We start from the raw sequence: 21,850 nt of genomic DNA, 5'->3' as shown, positions 1-21,850 counted from the left end.
AGTGGTGGAGGACGAGAGTGCCCGATCTGATCGATCTCGCGGCGATTGACGATTCGACGGCACTCGTCTTCGGGGAACGGCGCGTACCGCGCCGGGAGTTCGCTGCTCGCGTCGCGGTGCTGGCGCGCGAGCTGATCGATCGGGGCGTCGGCCCGGACGTCCCCGTCGCGGTGGTGATGCCGCGTTCGGTCGAGTTGCTCGTCGCCTTGCACGCGATCATCGCCGCCGGCGGAGCCTACGTCCCGGTGGATCCCGAGGCGCCCGCCGAGCGTGCCGCGTACATGGTGTCGACGGCGGGGGCGACCCTCGTGCTCGTGCGCGCGGGCGAACTGCCGCCGGCGAACCGGGGGCTCGGTGAGGGCGTCCAGTTCGGGGAAGTCGACGCTGACGGCGCGGTGGACCTGGACGTCGCGCTGGTCACCGACGCGGACCGGAACGGTCCCCTGCGGCCCGCGCATGCGGCCTACACGTTGTTCACTTCCGGGTCGACCGGACAGCCCAAAGGTGTCACCGTCTCGCACCGCGCCATTGCGAATCGGCTCGCCTGGATGCGGGACTGGTATGCGATCGGCGCGTCCGACGTCTTCGTGCAGAAGACTCCGGTCACTTTCGACGTGTCGGTGTGGGAGCTGTTCCTCCCAGCCGTCGTCGGGGCGACCCTGGTGATCGCCGAACCCGATCGGCACGGCGAACCGGATTACCTCGCGGACCTGATCCAGCGTGAGCGGGTCACGGTGGTGCACTTCGTGCCCTCGATGCTGGCCGCCTTCACTGATGTCCTCGGCGCTGAGCTGGGCGCGCTGCGGTCGCTGCGGCTCGTGTTCACGTCGGGAGAGGCGCTCACCGCCCCGGTCGCCCGGAGGCTGATCGACATGCTGCCGGGCGCTGCTCTCCACAATCTGTACGGTCCCACCGAGGCCGCGGTCGACGTCACGGCGCACCACGTCGTCGCCTCCGATACCACGATTCCCATCGGTGTTCCGGTCCCGCGAACCAGCGCCTACGTTCTCGACAGCAGGCTGCAATGGGTGCCCGCGGGTGTGCCCGGCGAGCTGTACCTGGGCGGCGTGCAACTCGCCCGGGCCTATGCCGACCGGCCCGATCTCACCGCCGAGCGCTTTGTCGCCGATCCGTTCGCGGCCCCGGGCGATCGCCTCTACCGCACCGGGGATCTCGTTCGGTGGAGCTCGGGCGGTGAACTCGAGTATCTCGGCCGCACGGACTTCCAGGTGAAGCTCCGTGGCCAGCGGATGGAGCTGGGCGAGGTCGAAGCCGTGATCCTTTCGGCGCCCGGAGTGGTGAACGCCGCCGCCGCGGTCGTCGACTTTCCAGCGGGGGCTCAGCTCGTCGGTTACGTCGCCCCGGAGTCCGTCGACCCGGCCGCGCTCGACGCCGCGATGGCGGCCAAGCTGCCCGAGTACATGCGTCCGAGCCGCTGGGTCATGCTGCCCGAGCTGCCGCTGAACGCCGCGGGCAAGGTCGCTCGCCGGCAGCTGCCCCGGCCGGAGGCACCGGCGCTCGAGTATGTGGCACCGGAGTCCGAGGCCGAGCAACTGGTCGCCGACGTGTTCGCGGGGATTCTGGGCGTCGACCGGGTGTCGGTGAGCGACTCGTTCTTCGACCTCGGCGGCAATTCGCTGGCCGCCACGCGGGTGGCGGCCCGGGTGAGCGACGTGCTCGGGGTCGCGGTGTCGGTGCGGGACGTCTTCGACGCCGCCACGGTGCGCGCACTCGTCGTGGCCGTCGCCGGCCGTCGACCGGCACTCGCACCGGTCGCGCCGGTGGTGCCGCGTCCGGAGCGCATACCGCTCTCATTCGCTCAGCATCGCATGTGGTTCATCAATCAGCTCGAGCCGGAACTGCCGACCTACAACATCCCGGCCGTGTTGCGGTTGACCGGCGACCTGGATCTCGGCGCGCTCCGGGCGGCCCTGGCGGACGTCGTCGAGCGTCATGAGGTCCTCCGCACCACGTTCCCCAGCGTGGACGGGGAGCCGTATCAGAGCGTGAGCCCGGCCGCCGAGGTGGCGACCCGGCTGGATTGGGCCGAACTCGACGATCCCACCGAGTTCGAGGCCGCGATGCGCCGCGGCTTCCACGTCGGAGTGCAGTGGCCGGTGCGCGCGCGTGTGCTGCGTGTGAATGACCGCGAGGCGCTGTTCGGGATCGTCGCGCATCACATCGGCTACGACGGACAGTCCTTCGGGCCCTTGGTGGCCGACTTCGTCACCGCGTTCGCCGCACGAGCACGCGGTGAGGTTCCGGTCTTCCTCCCGCTGCCGGTGCAGTTCGCCGACTTCGCCCTGTGGCAGCATCGGGTGCTGGGCGACCCGGCGGACACGGAATCGGTGCTCGGCCGGCAGTTGAACTTCTGGCGGCAGCACCTCGCAGGTGTGCCCGACGTGCTGGAACTGCCGACCGATCATGTCCGGCCGCCGGTGGCCTCTCATGCTGGTGACGTGGTCCGGTTCGCCATTCCCGGCGAGGTGTCACAACGCCTCGACGCCTACGCGGCGGATCACGGCGTCACGCGGTTCATGGTGCTGCATGCGGTGTTCGCCCTCCTGCTCGCCCGGCTTGCGGCCACCGACGACGTCGTGCTCGGCACGCCGATCGCCGGTCGCGGGCAACGCCAACTGGACGGGCTCGTCGGCATGTTCGCCAACACGCTCGTGCTCCGGACCCGCATCGATCCGGCGGCCTCCTTCGAGGCGCTGCTCGCGACGGTGCGCGACACCGACCTCACCGCCTTCGAGCACAGCGACGTGCCTTTCGAGTCGATCGTCGATGCGCTCAATCCGGTCCGGTCCGAGGCGTTCTCACCACTTGTCCAGGTGATTCTGTCGGTGGATCCGTTGTCGGCGAGTGACACCGTGTCGGTCGGGGGTCTCGACGTGTCTCCGGTCGACATCACGGAGATCCCCGCGCAGCTGGACTTGGATCTCACGCTGCTCACCGATGCGGAGGAGTGGATCGGCAAGCTCACCTTCGCCACGGATCTGTTCGAGCGGTCCCGGATCGAGCGGATGGGCGAGCAGTTCGTCCGGGTTCTCGGTGCGGCGCTCGCGGCGCCTGCGACGGCGGTCGGCGACCTGCCGTTGCTGGCGGCCGGCGACCGGGCGGCGCTGGTCCGCGAGTCGGTGGGGCCGGTGCGGCCGTTGCTGGACGAGACGATCGCCGATGCGGTGGCAGCCAGTGCGGCGCTGGTGCCGGACGCGGTGGCGCTGGTGACCGGTGGCCGCGAGATCTCGTACGCGGAGTTCGGCTGTCGGGTCGGTGACCTCGCCCGTCGCCTGATCGCCGCGGGCGTGGCATCCGACGATGCGGTGGGCCTGGTGATGGACCGAAGCGCTGAATTGGTCATCGCGGTACACGCGATCCTCGCGGCGGGTGGGCAGTACGTGCCGATCGCCGTCGACTCGCCGGTCGACCGCGCCACCTATGCGGCCGCGACGGCCGGTGTGCGGCTGGTCCTGGTGCGCGCGGGTGCTGAGCTTCCCGAGTTCGTCTCAGAACTGGCGGTATCGGTGATCGAGGTGGACGCCTCGGGGGACCTGCCCGTCGGGGCGCGGCCCCTGGATCCGGCCGAGCGGCAGCGACCGCTGCGGTCGTCCGATGCCGCGTACACGCTGTTCACCTCGGGATCGACCGGCCTGCCGAAGGGCGTGACGGTCTCGCACCGGGCGGTGCGCAACTTTGTCGGCTGGTTCGGCCGGTTGGTGCCCGAGGGCGACCAGCGCCTGCTCTTCAAGACTCCGCACACCTTCGATGCATCGGTGCTGGAATTGTTCTGGCCGCTGGTGGCGGGACAGACGATGGTGATCGCCGATGCCCAGGGCCATCGCGATCCGCGGTATCTCGCGACGGTCATGAACGACGCCGGAGTGAGCGTGGTGCAGTTCGTGCCGTCGCTGCTCGCCGCGTTCCTCGACGTGGTCGGCGACGAGCCGCTGCTCCCGGGCCTGCGGGTGCTCTTCTCCGGCGGTGAGGCACTGCCCCCGGCGGTGGCCGTGAACTTCCGTGAGCGCGCGCCGCAGGCTCGCCTCGTGAACTTGTTCGGTCCGACGGAGGCGGCCGTCTACACCATGGCGGCGGAATTGGCGACGCCCGGGGACGTCGTGCCGATCGGGGCGCCGATGACCAACACCACCGCATTCGTCCTGGACGACCGCCTGCACCCGGTGCCGGACGGAGTGGTCGGCGAACTCTATCTGGGTGGCGTGCAGTCCGCCCGTGGCTACGCGGCTCGTCCGGATCTGACCGCGGAGCGGTTCGTCGCCGATCCGTTCGGTGCGCCGGGCGACCGGCTGTACCGCACTGGCGACCTGGTGCGCCGCGGCCACTCCGGGGAACTCGAGTACCTGGGCCGCACCGACTTTCAGGTGAAGATCCGCGGGCAGCGACTCGAACTCGGCGAGGTCGAGGCCGCGATCGTCGCCGGTCCCGGCGTCGTGCACGCGGCGGTACGCGTGGTGGCGGGTGCGGTAGGTGACCAGTTGGTCGGCTACGTCGCGCCGGCCTCGGTCGACGTCGACGCCCTCGGTGCGGACCTGGCCCGGCGCCTGCCTGACTACATGGTGCCGACGAGGTGGGTGCCGCTGGCCGAGATGCCGCTCAACTCGGCGGGCAAGGTGGACCGTCGTGCGTTGCCGGACCCGGTGTTCGAGGCTGCGGAGTTCGTTGCTCCCGATACCCCGGATGAGGCTGCGGTGGCGGCGGTGTACGCCGATTTGCTGGGTGTGGAGCGGGTGTCGGTCACCGAGTCGTTCTTCGATTTGGGTGGCAATTCGCTGGGGGCGATGCGGCTGGTGGCCCGGGCGGGCGAGGTACTCGGGGTGGAGGTGTCGGTGCGGGATGTGTTCGATGCGCCGACCGTGCGGGAACTCGTTACCGCGGTGGCCGATCGTGCCGAGGCGTTGCCGCCGGTGGTCAGGGTCGACCCGCGTCCGGAGCGGGTGCCGTTGTCGTTCGCGCAGCAGCGGATGTGGTTTATCAATCGGTTTGATTCGTCGTTGCCGACGTACAACATTCCGGTGGTTCTGCGGATCACGGGTGTTCTTGATGTGGCGGCGTTGCGGGTCGCGGTGGCTGATGTCGTGGAGCGGCATGAGGTGCTGCGTACGACGTTCCCTGAGTTCGAGGGTGAGCCGGTGCAGTTGATCGCGGATCGGGCGATGGTGGGGGTGTCGCTGCCGTGGTGGGAGGTGGATTCGGAGGAACGTCTGGTCGCTGAGGTGACTCGGGGTTTCGATGTGACTGTGGAGTGGCCGATCCGGGCGATTGTGTATCGGGTTGGTGTCGATGAGTGGTTGTTCGGGGTGGTCGCGCACCATATCGCCACTGATGGCGAGTCGATGTTGCCGTTGGTTGCTGATGTGATGGGGGCGTATGCGGCGCGGCGGTCGGGTGCGGTGCCGGGGTTCGAGCCGTTGCCGGTGCAGTTCGCGGACTTCGCGATCTGGCAGCGAGCTGTGCTGGGTTCCCCGGAGGCGCCGGATTCGGTGATCGGTCGGCAGTTGGAGTACTGGCGTGCGTGTCTGGCCGATCTGCCCGATGTTCTGGAACTGCCTGCGGATCGGAAGCGGCCCGCGGTGGCGTCGTATCGGGGTGCTGAGGTGCCTTTCGAGGTGCCCGAGGCTGTGGCGAGGCGGGTCGCGGCGGTGGGTGGTGCGCACGGGGTGACCCCGTTCATGGTGGTGCATGCCGCGCTGGCGGTGCTGCTGGCCCGGCTTTCGGCGACCGACGATATCGCGATCGTGACGCCGGTGGCCGGTCGTGGGCAGGTTGAGCTCGATCGTCTGGTCGGCATGTTCGTGAACACGTTGGTGTTGCGGACGCGGGTGGGTTCGTCGATGTCGTTCACCGATTTGTTGCGGCAGGTCCGGCAGGTGGATCTGGATGCGTTCGCGCATGCTGATGTTCCGTTCGAGGCGGTGGTCGATGCGCTTGATCCGGTGCGTTCGGAGGCGTTCGCTCCGCTCGCGCAGGTGATGTTGTCGTTTGATCCGAGTGCGTCGGCGCGGGGTGTCGATGCTGCGGTCGAGGGGTTGAGGATTGAGGCGTTGCCCGATCCGGTGGTGCCCGCGCAGGTGGACCTGACGTTCCGGGTGATGTCTGATCCGGCGGGGGGATGGTCCGGGACGGTCGTGTTCGCGACGGATCTGTTCGACCCGGCGACGGCGCGGTGGTTCGCGGAACGGTTCGTGGCGGTCTTGGCCGAGCTGACTGCGGATCCCGGCGGCGCGGTCGGTGACGCCGTTGTGCTCGACGCCCGCGATCGTGAGCGTGCGGACGCGGCGGCGGTGGGGCCGGTTGTTCCGGTGCCGGCGATGACGCTCGCGGACGCGGTGGCGGTGGCTGCTGCTCGGACACCGGATGCGGTGGCGGTGGTGTTCGAGGGCCGCAGTGTGTCGTACGCGGAGTTCGGTGCGCGTGTGGCGGTGTTGGCTCGGGAGCTGATCGGCTTTGGGGTGGGTCCCGATGTTGCGGTGGGTGTGTGTGTTGATCGCAGCGTGGAGCTGTTGGTCGCGATCCACGCGGTCGTCGCTGCCGGTGGCCAGTATGTGCCGGTGGATACCGCAGCCCCGGCTGATCGTGCGCGGGTGATGCTGGAGACTGCTGGTGCCCGGTTGGTGCTGGTCGCGGAGGGGGCCTCGCCTGAGTGGGTGCCTGAGGTGCCGGGTGTTCGGGTGGTGGCCGTGGATGCGTCGGGTGAGGTGGATCTGGCTGTTTCTCCGGTGACCGATGCGGATCGGTTGTCTCCGTTGCGTGGTCAGCACGGTTTGTACACGTTGTTCACGTCGGGGTCGACGGGTGTGCCCAAGGGTGTGACGGTGTCGCATGCCGCGGTGATGAATCGTTTGGTGTGGATGCGTGACGATTACTCGATCGATTGCGAGGACCGGTTCGTCCTGAAGACTCCGTACACGTTTGATGTGTCGGTGTGGGAGTTGTTCCTGCCGTTCTTGGTCGGTGCCCGGCTGGTCGTCGCGCGGCCCGATGGTCATCGCGATCCGCAGTATCTCGCTGCGGAGATCGCGCGGGAATCGGTGTCGGTGGTGCATTTTGTTCCGTCGATGCTCGCGGTGTTCCTCGATGTGGTCGGTGAGGGGGTCGGTGATCTTGGTTCGTTGAGTCGGGTGTTCACCTCGGGTGAGGCGCTGCCCGCTGCCCTCGCTCAGGATGTGCTTGCTGCCCTGCCGTTGGCGGAGTTGCACAATTTGTATGGGCCGACGGAGGCGGCGGTGGATGTGACCGCTGAGCGGGTGCTGGCCGGTGCCGGACTGGTGACTATCGGCCGGCCTGTTGCCAACACTCGGGCGGTGGTTCTCGATGCGCGTCTGCACCCGGTGCCCGATGGTGTGCCCGGCGAGTTGTACCTCGGCGGTGTCCAGTTGGCTCGCGGGTATGCGTCGCGGGCGGACCTGACCGCCGAGCGGTTCGTCGCCGATCCGCAGGGTTTGCCGGGGTCGCGGTTGTATCGCACTGGTGACCTCGTTCGGCGGTTGGGTGATGGATCGCTGGATTATCTGGGGCGTACCGACTTCCAGGTGAAGTTGCGTGGGCAGCGGATCGAACTCAGCGAGATCGAGTCGGTGATCGCGAGTGCGCCGGGCGTGGTGCATGTTGCGGCGACCGTCGCGCAGGCGCCGGCCGGTGGCGAGTTCCTCGTCGCCTATGTGTCTCCGTCGTCGGTGGACCTCGCGGCGTTGCGCGACCACGCGGCCACCGCGCTACCGGAATACATGCGGCCGGCGGTGTGGACACTGCTCGATGAGGTCGCCCTGAACAGTGCGGGCAAGCTCGACCGCCGTGCGCTCCCGGCACCTGACTTCGGCACGGCCGACCACGAATACTCCATGCCCGTCGGGCCGGTCGAGGAGCAGTTGGCGGCGATCGTCGCCGGTCTGCTCGGCCTCGACCGAGTGTCGGTGACGGAGTCCTTCTTCGCGCTCGGCGGCGACTCGATCATGTCGATCCGGCTGGCGTCTGCCGCTCGCGCCGCCGGCTGGGAACTGTCCCCGCGAGAGATCTTCGAGAACCGCACGGTGCGGAAGATGGCCGCGCTCGTCACCGGCGCCGGCCGCGGAGTGCCGCCGCTCGCGGAACTGCCGGGCGGGGGCGTCGGTCCGTCGGCGATCCGGCCGATCGTGTCCTGGATGCTGGAACATTCGGACGCGCCGTCGGATTTCGCGGACTTCGCGCAGTCGATGGTGTTGGTGGGTCCGGACGGGATCACCACGGAAGCCCTGGGCGATGTGCTGTCGGCGATGGCCGCGGCGCACCCGATGCTGACCGCACGGCTCGTCTCCGTCGACGGGGAGTGGAGCCTTGTCGCCGGCGGCGATTTCGATGCTGCCGGCGCGGTGATCGAGGTCCGGTCCGCACACGGCGTCGCCACCGCGGAGTTCGGCGCAGTCGTGCGCGCTGCCTACGCCGAAGCCGTGTCCGGGATGAATCCGGCGACCGGTGATCTGCTGCGGGCCGCTCTGGTGATCGCCGGGGACGGCCGGTCGCGGATCGTGCTGGCCGTGCACCATCTCGGCGTCGACGCCGTGTCCTGGCCGATCATGATCGAGGACCTGGTCACCGGGTGGGCGCAGCGCGCGTCCGGTGCGCCGTACTCGTTGCGTCCCGAAGGCACCTCGCAGCGGACCTGGGCCGCCGGCGTCGACGAGTTGCGGGCCGGCTTCGAGACACAGACCGGCTACTGGCTGGACCGCCTTCCCACACGTCCCACGGACCTGGGCGGCGACCTCGATCGCGCGAGAGATCGCGACCGGACGTCGGACGAATACGTCCACTACGTCGCGAACGAGGTGGCTGCCGCCGCGCTGACCCGGGTGCCGGAGGCGTTCGGCGGCAGCGTCGACGACGTCCTCCTGGGCACCTTCGCGCGGGCGGTGCGCGGGTGGCAGCGCTCGCGCGGCAGCGCCGACACTGCGCCTGTCTCGGTGCTCGTCGAGGGGCATGGCCGCGACGAACATCTGCTCGAACGGGGCGCGCACCCGCGGCGCGGCGACCTCTCGCGCACCGTGGGCTGGTTCACGACGATCGCGCCCCTGCGACTGGATCCGGCGTCGGACGTGGTGCACGCGATCAAGGCCGCCAAGGAGGAGCGCCTGGGCATCCCCGACGGGGGAGCCGGGTTCGGTGCGTTGCGCTACCGCGGCGACGGTCAGCGGAGCGCCACGGAACTCGGATCGCGGCCACTGCCGTCGATCCTCTTCAACTACCTCGGATCGGCGGGTGCGGCGCTCACCGACGCCGAGACGCCCTTCGGTCCCGCCGCGCAGGCACCGCCGCTCCCGGGCAGCGTCACCGGTGCGATGGCCATGCCTGCCGGGCTCGTGGTCGATGCGACGGGCATCGTGGACGAGCACGACGGCGGACGGCGACTGCGGATGCGGTTCCGGTTCCCCGCGGCGCTCCTGAACCCGGCCGATGTGGCCGATCTCGCCGACCGCTGGACCGCCGAGCTCGACGCTGCGGTGGCCGAAGCCGCGGGACCGGTCGGGTTCTCGCCGTCGGACGTGCCGGGCTCGGGCATCACGCAGGACGAGTTGGACCGGATCGCGCTCGAGTCGCCGGGAGCTCAGGTGTGGCCGCTCACACCGCTGCAGACCGGGCTGTTCTACCAGTCCGGACTCCTCCGCGGCGGCGAGATAGACGCCTATCACATCCAGGCGTGCGTCCGGTTCGGCGGCGACGTCGACGCCGACCGTCTGCGGACCGCGGTCGACGCGCTGCCGGCCCACCACGAAGTGCTTCGCTCCGGCTTCCGGCAGATCGATGCCGGTGTCGTGGCGGTGGTCCCCGCCGCGGTCTCGGTGCCGCTTCGGGTCGTCGACCTCGGGCACCTCGATGAGGCGGTCGCGGGCGAGCAGATCGCCGAGATCGCCGACGCCGAGCGGGCCGAACGATTCGACCTGGCGTCCCCGCCGCTCATGCGTGCGGTGCTGGTCCGCCACGGCGGTGGCGCGGATCTCGTGGTCACGTCGCATCACATCTTGTTCGACGGCTGGTCCGGACCCCTGGTGCTCGCGGATCTGCTCGCCGTCTACGCGACCGGTACGCCGTACACGCCGATCCACGAGCGGAGCTTCGCCGATCACGTGCGCGCGATCGCACGCACCGATGCTTCCGCGGGAATCGAGGTGTGGCGGGACATTCTGGCACCGGTGGACGGCCCGACACTGGTCGCCCCGGCCGGCGTGACGCACGGTGATTCTCTCCCGGAGGACTTCCGGTTCACCATCGACGCGGACGCCGTGGCAGCGCTGCACGACCTCGCCCGACATGCCGGGGTGACACTCGCGACCGTGCTGCAGGCGCTGTGGGGCGTGATCCTCTCGCGGGTCACCGGAAAGCAGGTGGTCGTGTTCGGCGAGACCGTGTCCGGGCGCCCGGCCGATCTCGACGGCGTCGACACCATGGTGGGCCTGTTCATCAACACGCTGCCGGTGGTGGTCGACGTCGACCCGTCGGTGACTTTCGCCGAGCTTCTCGCCCGTGTGCAGGCCACGAAGGTGCGCCTGCTCGATCAGCAGCACGTCGGTCTGGCGGCGCTCGGTGAGATCGAACCGGCCGCGCTCGCCTTCGACACCCTCGCGGTGCACGAGTCCTACCCGATCGATACCGAATCGATCACGTCGGTGCGAACCGATGGACTGGACCTGCTGGATGTCACCACGCGCGACGCCACGCACTACCCGCTCACCTTCATCACCGAGGAGCACGGCGGCGAGATCGGCGCGAACCTGAAGTACCTGGCCGAGGTCTTCGACCGTTCCCAGATCGCGGTGTTCGCGGAGGCCGTCGACGCACTGATACGCGGTGTCGTCGCCGCTCCCGATTCCGTCGTCGCGGATCTGACGCTACTCGGAAAGTCCGAGCGCGACCGCCTCGCGGCGCTGCCCGCACCGAGTGTTCCGGCATCGGCGGAGCGTTCGCTGGTGGAACTGTTCACGGCGTCGGCCGCCGGCCAGGCGAGTGCGCCCGCGGTCACCGCCGGCGGTCGCACCGCGTCGTACGCCGAGCTCGACGACGCGTCGGATGCGGTGGCTGCCGGGTTGCGGGCCGCCGGCGTCCGGCCGGGAGACCTGGTCGGGGTCGCCACGGCGCGGTCGGTGAATCTGGTGGCGACGATCGTGGGTGTCTTGAAGGCCGGCGCCGCGTATCTGCCGCTGGACACGACCAATCCGGTCGAGCGACTGGCCTACATCGTGGCCGATGCGGGAGCGGCTGTGGTGCTCACCGACGCGTCGACGGCCGGGCACGACTTGTGGTCGCGGGTCGGCGAGGAGGTTCGGGTGCTCGACGTCGACGAGCTGATCGCGCGCGGTGCCGGCGATGGTTTCGTGCCGGTTGCGGTCCCGCCCGCCTCGCGGGCGTACGTGATCTACACCTCGGGGTCGACCGGTCTGCCGAAGGGCGTGGAGGTCACCCATGCTGATGTCGGAGCCCTGATGGGCGCGGCGTCGAACGATTTCGATTTCCGGTCCGGCGATGTGTGGACGATGTTCCACTCGTATGCGTTCGACTTCTCGGTGTGGGAACTGTGGGGTCCGTTGCTGTCCGGGGCGCGGCTGGTGGTGGTGGACCGTGATCTGGCGCGTGACCTGGATGCGTTCGTGCGGTTGCTCGCCGACGAGCGGGTGACCGTTCTGAACTTGACCCCGTCGGCCTTCTACCAGCTCATCGAAGCACGGCGGCGGAACCGCGGGGCGGATCTGGCGTTGCGGTATGTGGTGTTCGGTGGCGAGGAACTCGCCTTTGATCAGGTGCGTCGCTGGTTCGACGAGAATCCCGGCGACGCCGCGCAATTGGTCAACATGTACGGCATCACCGAGACGACGGTGCACGTGAGTTTCCGGCCGATCGAGCGGGCCGAGGTGTCCGCGGCCGATCCGTCGTTCATCGGTCGTCCGTTGTCGTCGTTGGCCATCCACATTCTCGACGACCGGCTGCGTCCGGTGCCGGCGGGGGTGGTCGGTGAGATGTACGTGGCCGGTGCGCAGTTGGCGCAGGGCTACCTGGCTCGCCCGGGGTTGTCGGCCACCCGTTTCGTCGCGAATCCGTTCGGTCTGGGCGGTGCCGGCTCGCGTCTGTACCGGACCGGTGATCGGGCGCGTTGGGTCGGCGCGGACATCGAGTATCTGGGGCGTGCGGACGGCCAGGTGCAGTTGCGTGGTTTCCGGATTGAGTACGGCGAGGTCGAGGCCGCGCTGCTGGCCGCCGATGGCGTCGTGGGTGCCGCCGCCGCTGTGGTGTCCGATTCGGCGCGCGGAGATCTGCTGATCGGTTATGTCGTTGCCGACGACGGAGTGACGGTCGACCCGGCGGCGGTCCGGGAGTGGGCGGGGTCGCGGGTGCCGCGGTACATGGTGCCCGACCTGGTGGTCGTGCTCGGTGCGCTGCCGTTGACCGCGAATGGAAAGCTGGATCGCGGCGCGTTGCCCGCGCCGGTCTTCGACGGCGGCGGTGAGTACGCGGCGCCGGCCTCGGTGGCCGAAGAGGCGGTCGCGGCGGTGTTCGCGAAGGTGCTCGGCGTGGAGCGGGTGTCGGTCACCGAGTCGTTCTTCGACTCAGGCGGGAACTCGCTGTCGGCGATGCGGGTGGTCGCGCGGGCCGGTGAGGCACTCGGAGTGGAATTGTCCATCCGCGACCTGTTCGAGGCGCCGACCGTTCGCGGTCTCGTTGCCGCATCGGCGGACCGGGCGGCGGCGTTGCCGCCGGTCACTGCGGTCGTCCCGCGGCCGAGCGAGATCCCGCTGTCGTTCGCTCAGCAGCGCATGTGGCTGGTCAACCAGGCCGATCCCGCCTCGGGTGCCTACAACATCCCGATGGGGCTGCGCATCGCGGGACCGCTGGACCTCGACGCATTGCACGCGGCGATGGTCGATGTGGTGCTCCGCCACGAAGTGCTGCGCACCACCTTCCCGTCGGTCGAGGGGCACCCTCGGCAGCGCATCGCGCGGGATTCTTCGGTGGCGGCGCGCATGGACTGGGACGTCGTCGAGTCGTTCGAGGAGATTCAGGATGCCCTGACCTCGGGATTCAACCTGACTCGGCAGGCGCCGGTCCGGATCCGGGTGTTCGCGGCCGGCACCGACGAGCACGTCGTCGTCGTGGTGGTGCATCACATCGCCTTCGACGGCGAGTCGATGGCACCGTTCGTCACCGACCTGGTCACCGCCTATCTGGCCGAAGTCGACGATCGTGATCCCGAGTTCGCCGAGCTTCCCTTCGGCTTCGCCGATTACGCGATCTGGCAGCACGAGGTGCTCGGTATGCCGGACGATCCGGCCTCGGTGGTCGGCGTCCAGCTGGAGTACTGGCGATCGCAGCTCGCCGGACTACCCGAACTCGTCGAACTCCCGCTCGACCGGCCGCGTCCGGCGGTCGCCTCCCAGCGCGGTGCCGTCGTCCCGTTCGTCATCGCCGCGGAGACCGCCCGGAAGATCGCGCTGCTCGCCGATCGTTCGGGGTCGACCCCGTTCATGATCGTGCACGCGGCGCTCGCGGCACTCGTCGCCCGGATGACCGGGCAACGTGACATCGCGATCGGCTCGCCCATCGCCGGACGCGGCCAGGCCGGACTCGACGGCCTCGTCGGGATGTTCGTGAACACCCTGGTGCTGCGCACCGAGGTGCGGCGCGGGATGACCTTCGATGAACTGGTCGCCGAAGCCAAGCGGGTCGATCTCGCCGCCTACGACAACGCCGACGTCCCGTTCGACACCGTCGTCGACGCACTCGCCGTCGCGCAGTCGCCGGCCTTCTCTCCGTTCACCCAGGTCTGGCTCACCTTCAATCAGACGGACGTGCCGGAACTGGCCGGGGAGAAGCTGACGGGCACCGAGATCGGTGGTCTCACCATCGAGCCTCTCGCCCAGACGGAACATCCGGCGAAGGTCGATCTACTCGTCGCGGTCGAACAGAGCGACGGCGACTGGTCCGGCGGCCTGGTCTACGCCGCCGACCTCTTCGACGAGCGCAGCATGACCGTCTTCGCCGCGTACCTGGTGGCGGTTGTCGAGCAGGCGGTCGCGGATCCGGCGCTCGCGGTCACGAGCCTCGCGCTGCCTGAGCACGTCGTCGCCGAGGAGAGCGTGCCCGCGACGCCCGCAGCCCCCGGCCCACTGCCGGTCAGGACGGCCCGTCCGATCCCGGCCGGCGGCCCGATCGTGTCCGGCGGCGACGGGACCGACCCGGTGCTGCTGAGCGAGATCTTCGCTCACGCGGCAGACCGGTGGGGGCCGCGACAGGCAGTGGTCGACCCCGACGGGTCCTACCTCACCTACGCCGACCTCGATGCCCGATCCAACCGGCTCGCGCGCTGGCTGATCGGCCACGCTGTGGGCAGCGAGCAATTGGTCGCCCTGGCGATGGAGCGGTCGTCGCAGTTGCTCGTGGCGATCTGGGCGGTCGCCAAGACGGGTGCCGGCTACGTGCCGATCGATCCGACCTACCCGGCTGACCGGGTGATCGCGATGGTCGAGGATTCGGGAGCGATGATCGGCCTGACGGCCGGGGCACCCGGGGAACTGCCGGCGGGCGACTTCAGCTGGTACCGGCTCGACGACCGCGAGCTCAACGCGACGGTGGACGGTCTTGACGCCGCACCCCTGGCCGAGGCCGAGCGGGTGCGGCCGGTATACGTGGACAACACCGCCTACGTGATCTTCACATCGGGATCCACCGGTCGGCCGAAGGGGGTCGCGGTCACTCACTCAGGACTCGCGAACTTCGCGGCGGAGGAAGTGCGCCTCGCTGAAGCGGACGAGAGGGCCCGCGTGCTCGGGTTCGCGTCGCCGAGCTTCGACGCATCGGTGCTGGAGTACCTCCTGGCGGCACGGTCCGGCGGCGTCCTCGTGTACCGGCCGTCCGGGGCGGTCGGTGGACAGGTCCTGCAGGACTTCATCATGCGCCAGGCGGTGACCCACACCTTCCTGACTCCTTCGGTGCTGGCAACGATGGATCCGGCGATGCTCCCGTCGTTGCGGGTGGTCTACGCCGGAGGTGAAGCGGTGCCGCAGGCGCTCAAGGACCGCTGGGCGATGTTCCCGCGGATTCAGAACCTCTACGGTCCCACCGAGACCACGATCGGCGTCGCCATCAGTGCACCGATGCAGATCGGTGCGCCGGTGTACCTCGGCGGCCCGCTCGCCGGGGTCGGCTTCCTGGTGCTCGACGACGAACTGCAGCCGGTTCCCGTCGGCGTGCCCGGTGAGCTGTACGTGTGCGGCGACCAACTCTCCCGCGGTTACCTGGGGGTTCCCGTGCTGACGGCATCGCGGTTCGTCGCGAACCCGTTCGGGATCGCCGGTGACCGCATGTACCGGACCGGCGACGTGGTGCGCTGGCGGCAGTCCGACGACGGTCGCCGGGTGATCGAGTACACCGGCCGCAGTGATGACCAGATCAAGCTGCGCGGCCTGCGGATCGAACTCGGTGAGATCGAGACCGTCCTGGCCGGCCATGCCGATGTGACGACGGCGGTCGTCGTGGGCGTCGGGGGATCGGTGGCCACCGCACTTGCCGCCTACGTCACGCCGCGTACCGGTGCCGTGGTGAACTCCGCACAGTTGCGCGCCTACCTGGCCGACCGTCTGCCCACCCACATGGTTCCGGCAGCGGTCACCGTGCTGGACGAGATGCCGCTCACTCCGGTCGGGAAGCTCGACAAGAACGCGCTGCCCGAACCCGTCATCGACCAAGCCGAGTACGTGTCTCCGGAGGACGGCGCCGAGACCGTGATCGCCGAGGTGTTCGCGGAGATCCTGGGTATGGACCAGGTATCGGCGACCGCATCGTTCTTCGATCTCGGCGGCAACTCACTGTCGGCGATGCGGGTTGTCGGCCGGGTGGGGGAGGCGCTCGACGTGGAGATCTCCATCGCCGACGTCTTCGCCGCCCCGACGGTGCGGCAGCTCGCGCTCGCCCTCGGTGGCCGCGGACACGCCTTGCCTGCGGTCACGATCGTGACGCCGCGCCCGGAGCCCGTGCCGCTGTCGTTCGCTCAGCGGCGGATGTGGTTCATCAACCGGCTCGATCCGTCGGCGCCGACCTACAACATTCCGGGCGCGGTCCGGCTGCGCGGCAGCCTGGACCTAGTCGCCCTGAAACAGGCGATGGCCGACGTCGTCGCCCGCCACGAGGTTCTCCGCACCGTCTTCCCGGACCGCGAGGGTGTCCCCGCGCAAGTGGTGATCGACGCCGACGACGTGGATTCGGCGCTCGATTGGGACGTCGAGGAGTCCGTGGCCGACGTCGCCGACGTACTCGCGCGAGGCTTCGACGTCACCACCGAGCTGCCGTTGCGGGTTCGGCTGCTGAGCGAGAGCGACGACTCCGCGATCTTGGCGTTCGTCTTCCACCACATCGCGTTCGACGGGCAGTCGTTCGGTCCGATGCTCGCGGACTTGCTGACCGCGTATGCCGCGCGCGCGGCCGGCGGTGTCCCGGAGTTCGCCGAGCTACCGGTTCAGTACGCCGACTACGCGCTCTGGCAGCGTGACGTGCTCGGGTCCCCGGATCAGGAGGAGTCGATCCTCGGACAGCAACTCGCGTTCTGGACGGACACGCTCGCCGGTGCCCCCGAGGTGATCGACCTGCCGACCGATCGGCCCCGGCCCCCGGTGTTCTCTCCGGACGGCGGCCAGGTGGGTTTCGCGATCCCCGCGGAACTCGGGGCCCGCGTCGACGAGTTCGCCGCCCGGGCGGGGGCGACGCGATTCATAGTGCTGCACGCGGCGTTCGCTGTACTGCTGTCTCGCCTGTCCGGTTCTGACGACGTCGTGCTGGGCACGCCTTTCGACGGTCGCGGACCGCGCGGCCTGGGGGCTCTGGTCGGCATGTTCGTGAACACGGTGGTGCTGCGGAGCAGGGTCAGGCCGGGCGAGTCGTTCGAGTCGCTGACGGCTGCGACCCGGGACGCTGATCTCGCGGCGTTCGCGCATGCGGACATGCCGTTCGAGTCGGTGGTCGACGCGGTGGACCCGGTCCGCTCGGAGGCGTTCTCTCCGCTGGTGCAAGTGATCCTGTCGGTGGACCCGGTCGCGGAGGTCCCCGATGAGGTGGCCGTCGCCGGTGTCGTGGTCGAGCCCTACGGCGACTATCAGATTCCGGCGCAGATGGATCTGAATCTGACGGTCTCGGCGGGGGAGGAATCCGGCGACTGGTCCGCGGTGCTGACGTATCCGACGGCGCTCTTCGACCGGTCGTCGGTGGTGACCCTCGGGGACCGCCTCGTCGGGGTGCTCGAGGGCCTGCTCACCGACTCGGAGGCCCCGGTCGGCGATCTCGCGCTGCTCGCGGATACCGAGTCGGCGGCGATCCTCGCCGAGTCGACGGGCCCGGAGGTGCCGTGGCTCGAGGAGACGATCGCGGATGCGGTCGCGGCACGGGTGGCCGCAGCACCGTCGGCGATCGCACTGGTCGCGGGCGCTCGCGAGCTGTCGTACGGCGAGTTCGGTGCGCGTGTGGGTGAGTTGGCCCGCCGTCTGATCGCCGCGGGTGTGGGCCCGGAGTCGGCCGTGGGCCTGGTGATGGACCGCAGCGTGGAACTGGTGGTCGCGGTGCACGCGGTCCTTGCCGCCGGTGGTCAGTACGTGCCGATCGCGGTGGACTCACCGGCCGATCGTGCCGTGTTCGTGGCATCGACCGCGGGTGTCGGCACGGTGCTGGTGGCCGCCGGTGCACAGGTGCCCGAGTTCGTGTCCAGCATGGCTGTCCCGGTGCTGGAAGTCGATTGTTCGAACGACCTCGCCGCCGGAACCGAGCCGTTGTCCGCGGCGGAGCGGTCGGGCGTCCTGCGTTCGCCGGATGCGGCGTACACGTTGTTCACGTCCGGGTCGACCGGCCTGCCGAAGGGCGTGACCGTGTCGCACGGCGCGGTGCGCAACTTCGTGGCGTGGTTCGACGAGACGGTGCCCGCGGGCGCGCAGCGTCTGCTGTTCAAGACTCCGCACACCTTCGACGCCTCCGTGCCGGAGCTGTTCTGGCCGCTGGTCGCGGGACAGACGATGGTGATCGCCGACGCCGGCGGTGAGCGTGATCCGCGGTATCTGGCCGAGGTGATCAACGACGCTGAGGTCTCGGTCGCGCAGTTCGTGCCGTCGCTGCTGTCGGCGTTCCTGGACGTCGTCGACGATGCGGAATTGTTGCCGGGCCTGCGGGTGCTCTTCTCCGGCGGCGAGGCGTTGCCGCCGGCCGTGGCGAGGGATTTCCGGCGACGAGTGCCGCACGCGACGCTGGTGAATCTGTTCGGACCGACGGAGGCCGCCGTGTACTCCATGTCGGCGGTACTCGATGTGGTGGGCGAGACGGTGCCGATCGGCGCACCGATGGCGAACACGACGGCGCTGATTCTGGACAACCGTCTGCAGCTGGTGCCCGTTGGGGTGGCGGGCGAACTGTACCTGGGTGGTGTCCAGTCGGCGCGCGGCTACGCCGAGCGGCCGGATCTGACCGCGGAACGATTCGTGGCGGACCCGTTCGGCGCTCCCGGTGCACGCCTCTATCGCACGGGTGACCTGGCGCGCCGCACCAGCTCCGGTGCCCTGGAGTACCTGGGCCGCACGGACTTTCAAGTCAAGCTGCGGGGGCAGCGCCTGGAGCTCGGCGAGGTCGAGTCCGCGATCGCCGCGGCCGAGGGCGTCGTCCACGCGGCCGCACGGGTGGTCGGGGGCCCCGCCGGAGATCAGCTGGTGGGCTACGTCGCACCGGCGTCGGTGGACACCGGCGCCGTGGCCGGTGAACTCGCCCGGCGCCTGCCCGGATACATGGTTCCCACTGTCTGGGTGGCCCTCGACGAGATGCCGCTCAACACCGCGGGCAAGGTGGATCGCCGGGCCCTTCCCGAGCCCGTGTTTGAGGCCGTGGAGTACATGGCCCCGGCCACCGCGGCCGAGGAGTCGGTGGCGGCGGTGTTCGCGGAGCTGCTCGGTGTGAAGCGGGTGTCGGTGACGGCGTCGTTCTTCGACGCGGGCGGCAACTCGCTGGCGGCGATGCGGCTGGTCGCACGGGTGGCTGACGTGTTGGGCGTGCAGGTGTCGGTGCGGGATGTGTTCGACGCGCCGTCGGTGCGGGAACTCGTCGCCGCGGTCGCCGACCGCCCCGCAGCCCTGCCGCCGGTGACCGCGCAAGAGCCGCGTCCCGGCCTCATTCCGCTGACCCGCGCGCAGCTGCGCATGTGGTACCTGAACCAGGTCGATCCGTCCTCGGCGACGTACAACGTCCCGATGGCCGTCCGGCTGAGCGGAGACGTCGACGTCCAGGCGCTGACCGCCGCGATCCGCGACGCGCTCGACCGCCACGAGGTGCTGCGGACGATCTATCCGGCGCAGGGCGCCACTCCCCGCCAGGAGATCCTCGCGGTGGACGCGGCGCTCGAGCGCTTCGACTGGGCCGAGGCCGGTTCGCTCGACGACCTGATCTCCGCGGCGACCACCGGGTTCGACGTCTCGACGGACCTTCCGGTCCGCGGACGGATCCGGCGCGGCGACGACGGCGTCGTCGAACTGGCGATCGTGGCGCACCACATCGCCTTCGACGGAGAGTCCACTCCCGTCCTGCTGCGCGACGTGCTCGCCGCCTACGCCCACCGGGTGGACCCGGCGGCGCCTGCACAGCCGCAGCTCGCCGTGCAGTACGCCGACTTCGCGATCTGGGAGCACGATGTGCTGGGCGACGCGTCGGACCCCGAGACCCCGCTGGGCCGCCAGACGGCGTACTGGCGCGAGAAGCTGCGCGGTCTCCCCGAGGTCACCGACCTGCCGATGGACCGGCCGCGGCCCGACGTCTTCAACAGCCGCGGTGACCTGGTGACTCTGGTCGTCGACGACGAACTCGCTCTCGGGATCGACGAACTGTGCCGGGCGTATCGGGTGACGCCGTTCATGGTCACCTATGCGGCGCTCGTGGTGCTGATCGCCCGACTGGCCGCCACGTCGGACGCCGTGGTCGCGGCACCAACCGCCGGCCGGACCAGCGCCGCCCTCGACGATCTGGTCGGCATGTTCGTCAACACGCTGGTCCTGCGCGCCGACGCCGCACCGGGCCGCTCGGTCGACGATCTGCTCCGGGCGGTGCGCAAGGACGTGCTCGACGCGTTCGCCAACGCCGACGTCCAGTTCGACGAGCTGGTCGAGGTGCTGGCGCCCCGGCGCTCGACCGCCTACTCGCCGCTGGCCCAGATCGCGTTCACCTTCGCCGAGCAGCCCGCGCACGACGACGCGGTGTCGGTGGGCGATATCCAGGCCGAACCGGTCGAGGTGGGCGGCCACGAAGCCAAGTTCGACCTGATGGTGGTCGCGGCGGCCAAGACCGCGGCGACCCCGATGTCAGTCGGATTCCTGTACTCGGCGGCGCTGTACGACAAGCGCACCGTCGAGGGATTCGCCGACGTGTACCAGCGGATTCTCGCGGCGATGGTGGCCGATCAGCGCGTCGCCATCGGCGACATCGACATCCTCGGGCCCCGGGCCCAGGACCGCGCTCCGGAGCCGCGTGTGGCGGCGGGGACGGAGCCGCGTGTGGCGGCGGGGAGCACCGGAGGGCACGTCGAGGAGGGCACGCTGATCGAGCTCCTGTCCCGGCGCGAACTGGACGGATACCACCCGGCCCTGATCTGCGGCGACGAGGAGATCGACTACGACGAGTTCGAGGCCCGCACCGATCGGGTCGCCCGGGCACTGCTCGGGCGGGGCGTGACCCCGGACGACGTGGTCGTTCTGGGCCTGCGACGGTCGATCGACTCGGTGGTCGCGATGTGGGGCGTTGTCAAGGCGGGCGCCGCGTACGCGGCGATCGATCCGGACGGGCCTGCGGGACAGCTCGCGGCCCTGCTCGGCGGCTCGGCGGCGGCTCTCGCGGTGAGCCGTGCCGAGGACGCCGACGCGCCGGGACTCGAGGGCGGGGAGTGGCTCGATCTCGCCGAGTTGGCGGCGGAAGCCGATTCGGCGGCGCCGATCAGCGAGGCGGAACGCCGCTGTCCGGTGCGGCTGGCGAACCTGGCCTACGTCGGGGGGCCGGCGCAGTCCGGCGAGCGCGCCGGTCCGGTGGCCATGCCGCAATCGGGAGCGGCCGGCCTCGTCGCCGCCTTCGGGAAGGTCACCGGGACGCTCGACGACGATCCGGACACGCGCATCCTGCACCTCGCGAAGCCGGGCACCGATCGCGCCTTCGCTGAGACCGCCTGGGCCGTCACGATGGGGCACACCCTGGTGATCGTCCCGCCCGGCAGCGAATCGGGCGACGACCTCGGCGAGATCCTCGATGCCGGTGAGGTGACCGATCTGATGGTCACGCCCGGGGACTTGGACTCCGTCGATCCGGACAGCGCCGAATACGTCCGCAACCTCATCCTGGTCGCGGCGTCGTGTCCGGACGAGGTCGTCGTGCAGTGGCAGGCCCGCGGACGCCGTCTCTTCACCGCGTACGACGACGCGGGGATGATGGGCTCCGTGACCCGGTCCCGGGTGACCGGCCGCGCACCGATCACCCCTGGCCGGCCGGTCGAGGGGGTCGCGGTGCGCGTACTCGGCGAGCACGCGACTGCGGTCCGTGGAGGCGAGACCGGCGCGCTCGCCTTCGCCGGGAGCGGCCTCGCGCGGGGCTACCTCGGTGCAGCCGCAGAGACAGCCGCGCGCTTCGTGGCCGATCCGTGCGGCGAACCGGGCACGAGGATGTATCGCGCGTCGGAGTGCGGGCGGATCGTCGAGGAGCACCTCGAGATCGTCGTGGAGGAATCGGAGTGACTGCTCCGACAGGTGAAGCCTCCGTTCGACTGACTGCCTGTGCCCCGTGCGCCACAGTATCGTTGATGGTTGCGTTGGGAGTCCGT

The 21,850-nt window shown here is 69.9% G+C and carries 1 protein-coding gene; it reads left to right on the top strand.

Annotated features, from left to right (window positions below; genetic code table 11):
- Positions 1-17: 17 nt before the first annotated feature.
- Complete coding sequence (locus MYK68_RS17130; protein ID WP_247864954.1) at positions 18-21,764, top strand: non-ribosomal peptide synthase/polyketide synthase; 21,747 nt, start codon at positions 18-20, stop codon at positions 21,762-21,764.
- The last annotated feature ends 86 nt before the right edge of the window (positions 21,765-21,850 follow it).

The organism is Gordonia sp. PP30 (assembly GCF_023100845.1).
Lineage (GTDB): Bacteria > Actinomycetota > Actinomycetes > Mycobacteriales > Mycobacteriaceae > Gordonia.
The sequence above is the reverse complement of the archived record's forward strand: the minus strand, read 5'-3'. Positions and strand labels throughout refer to the sequence as shown.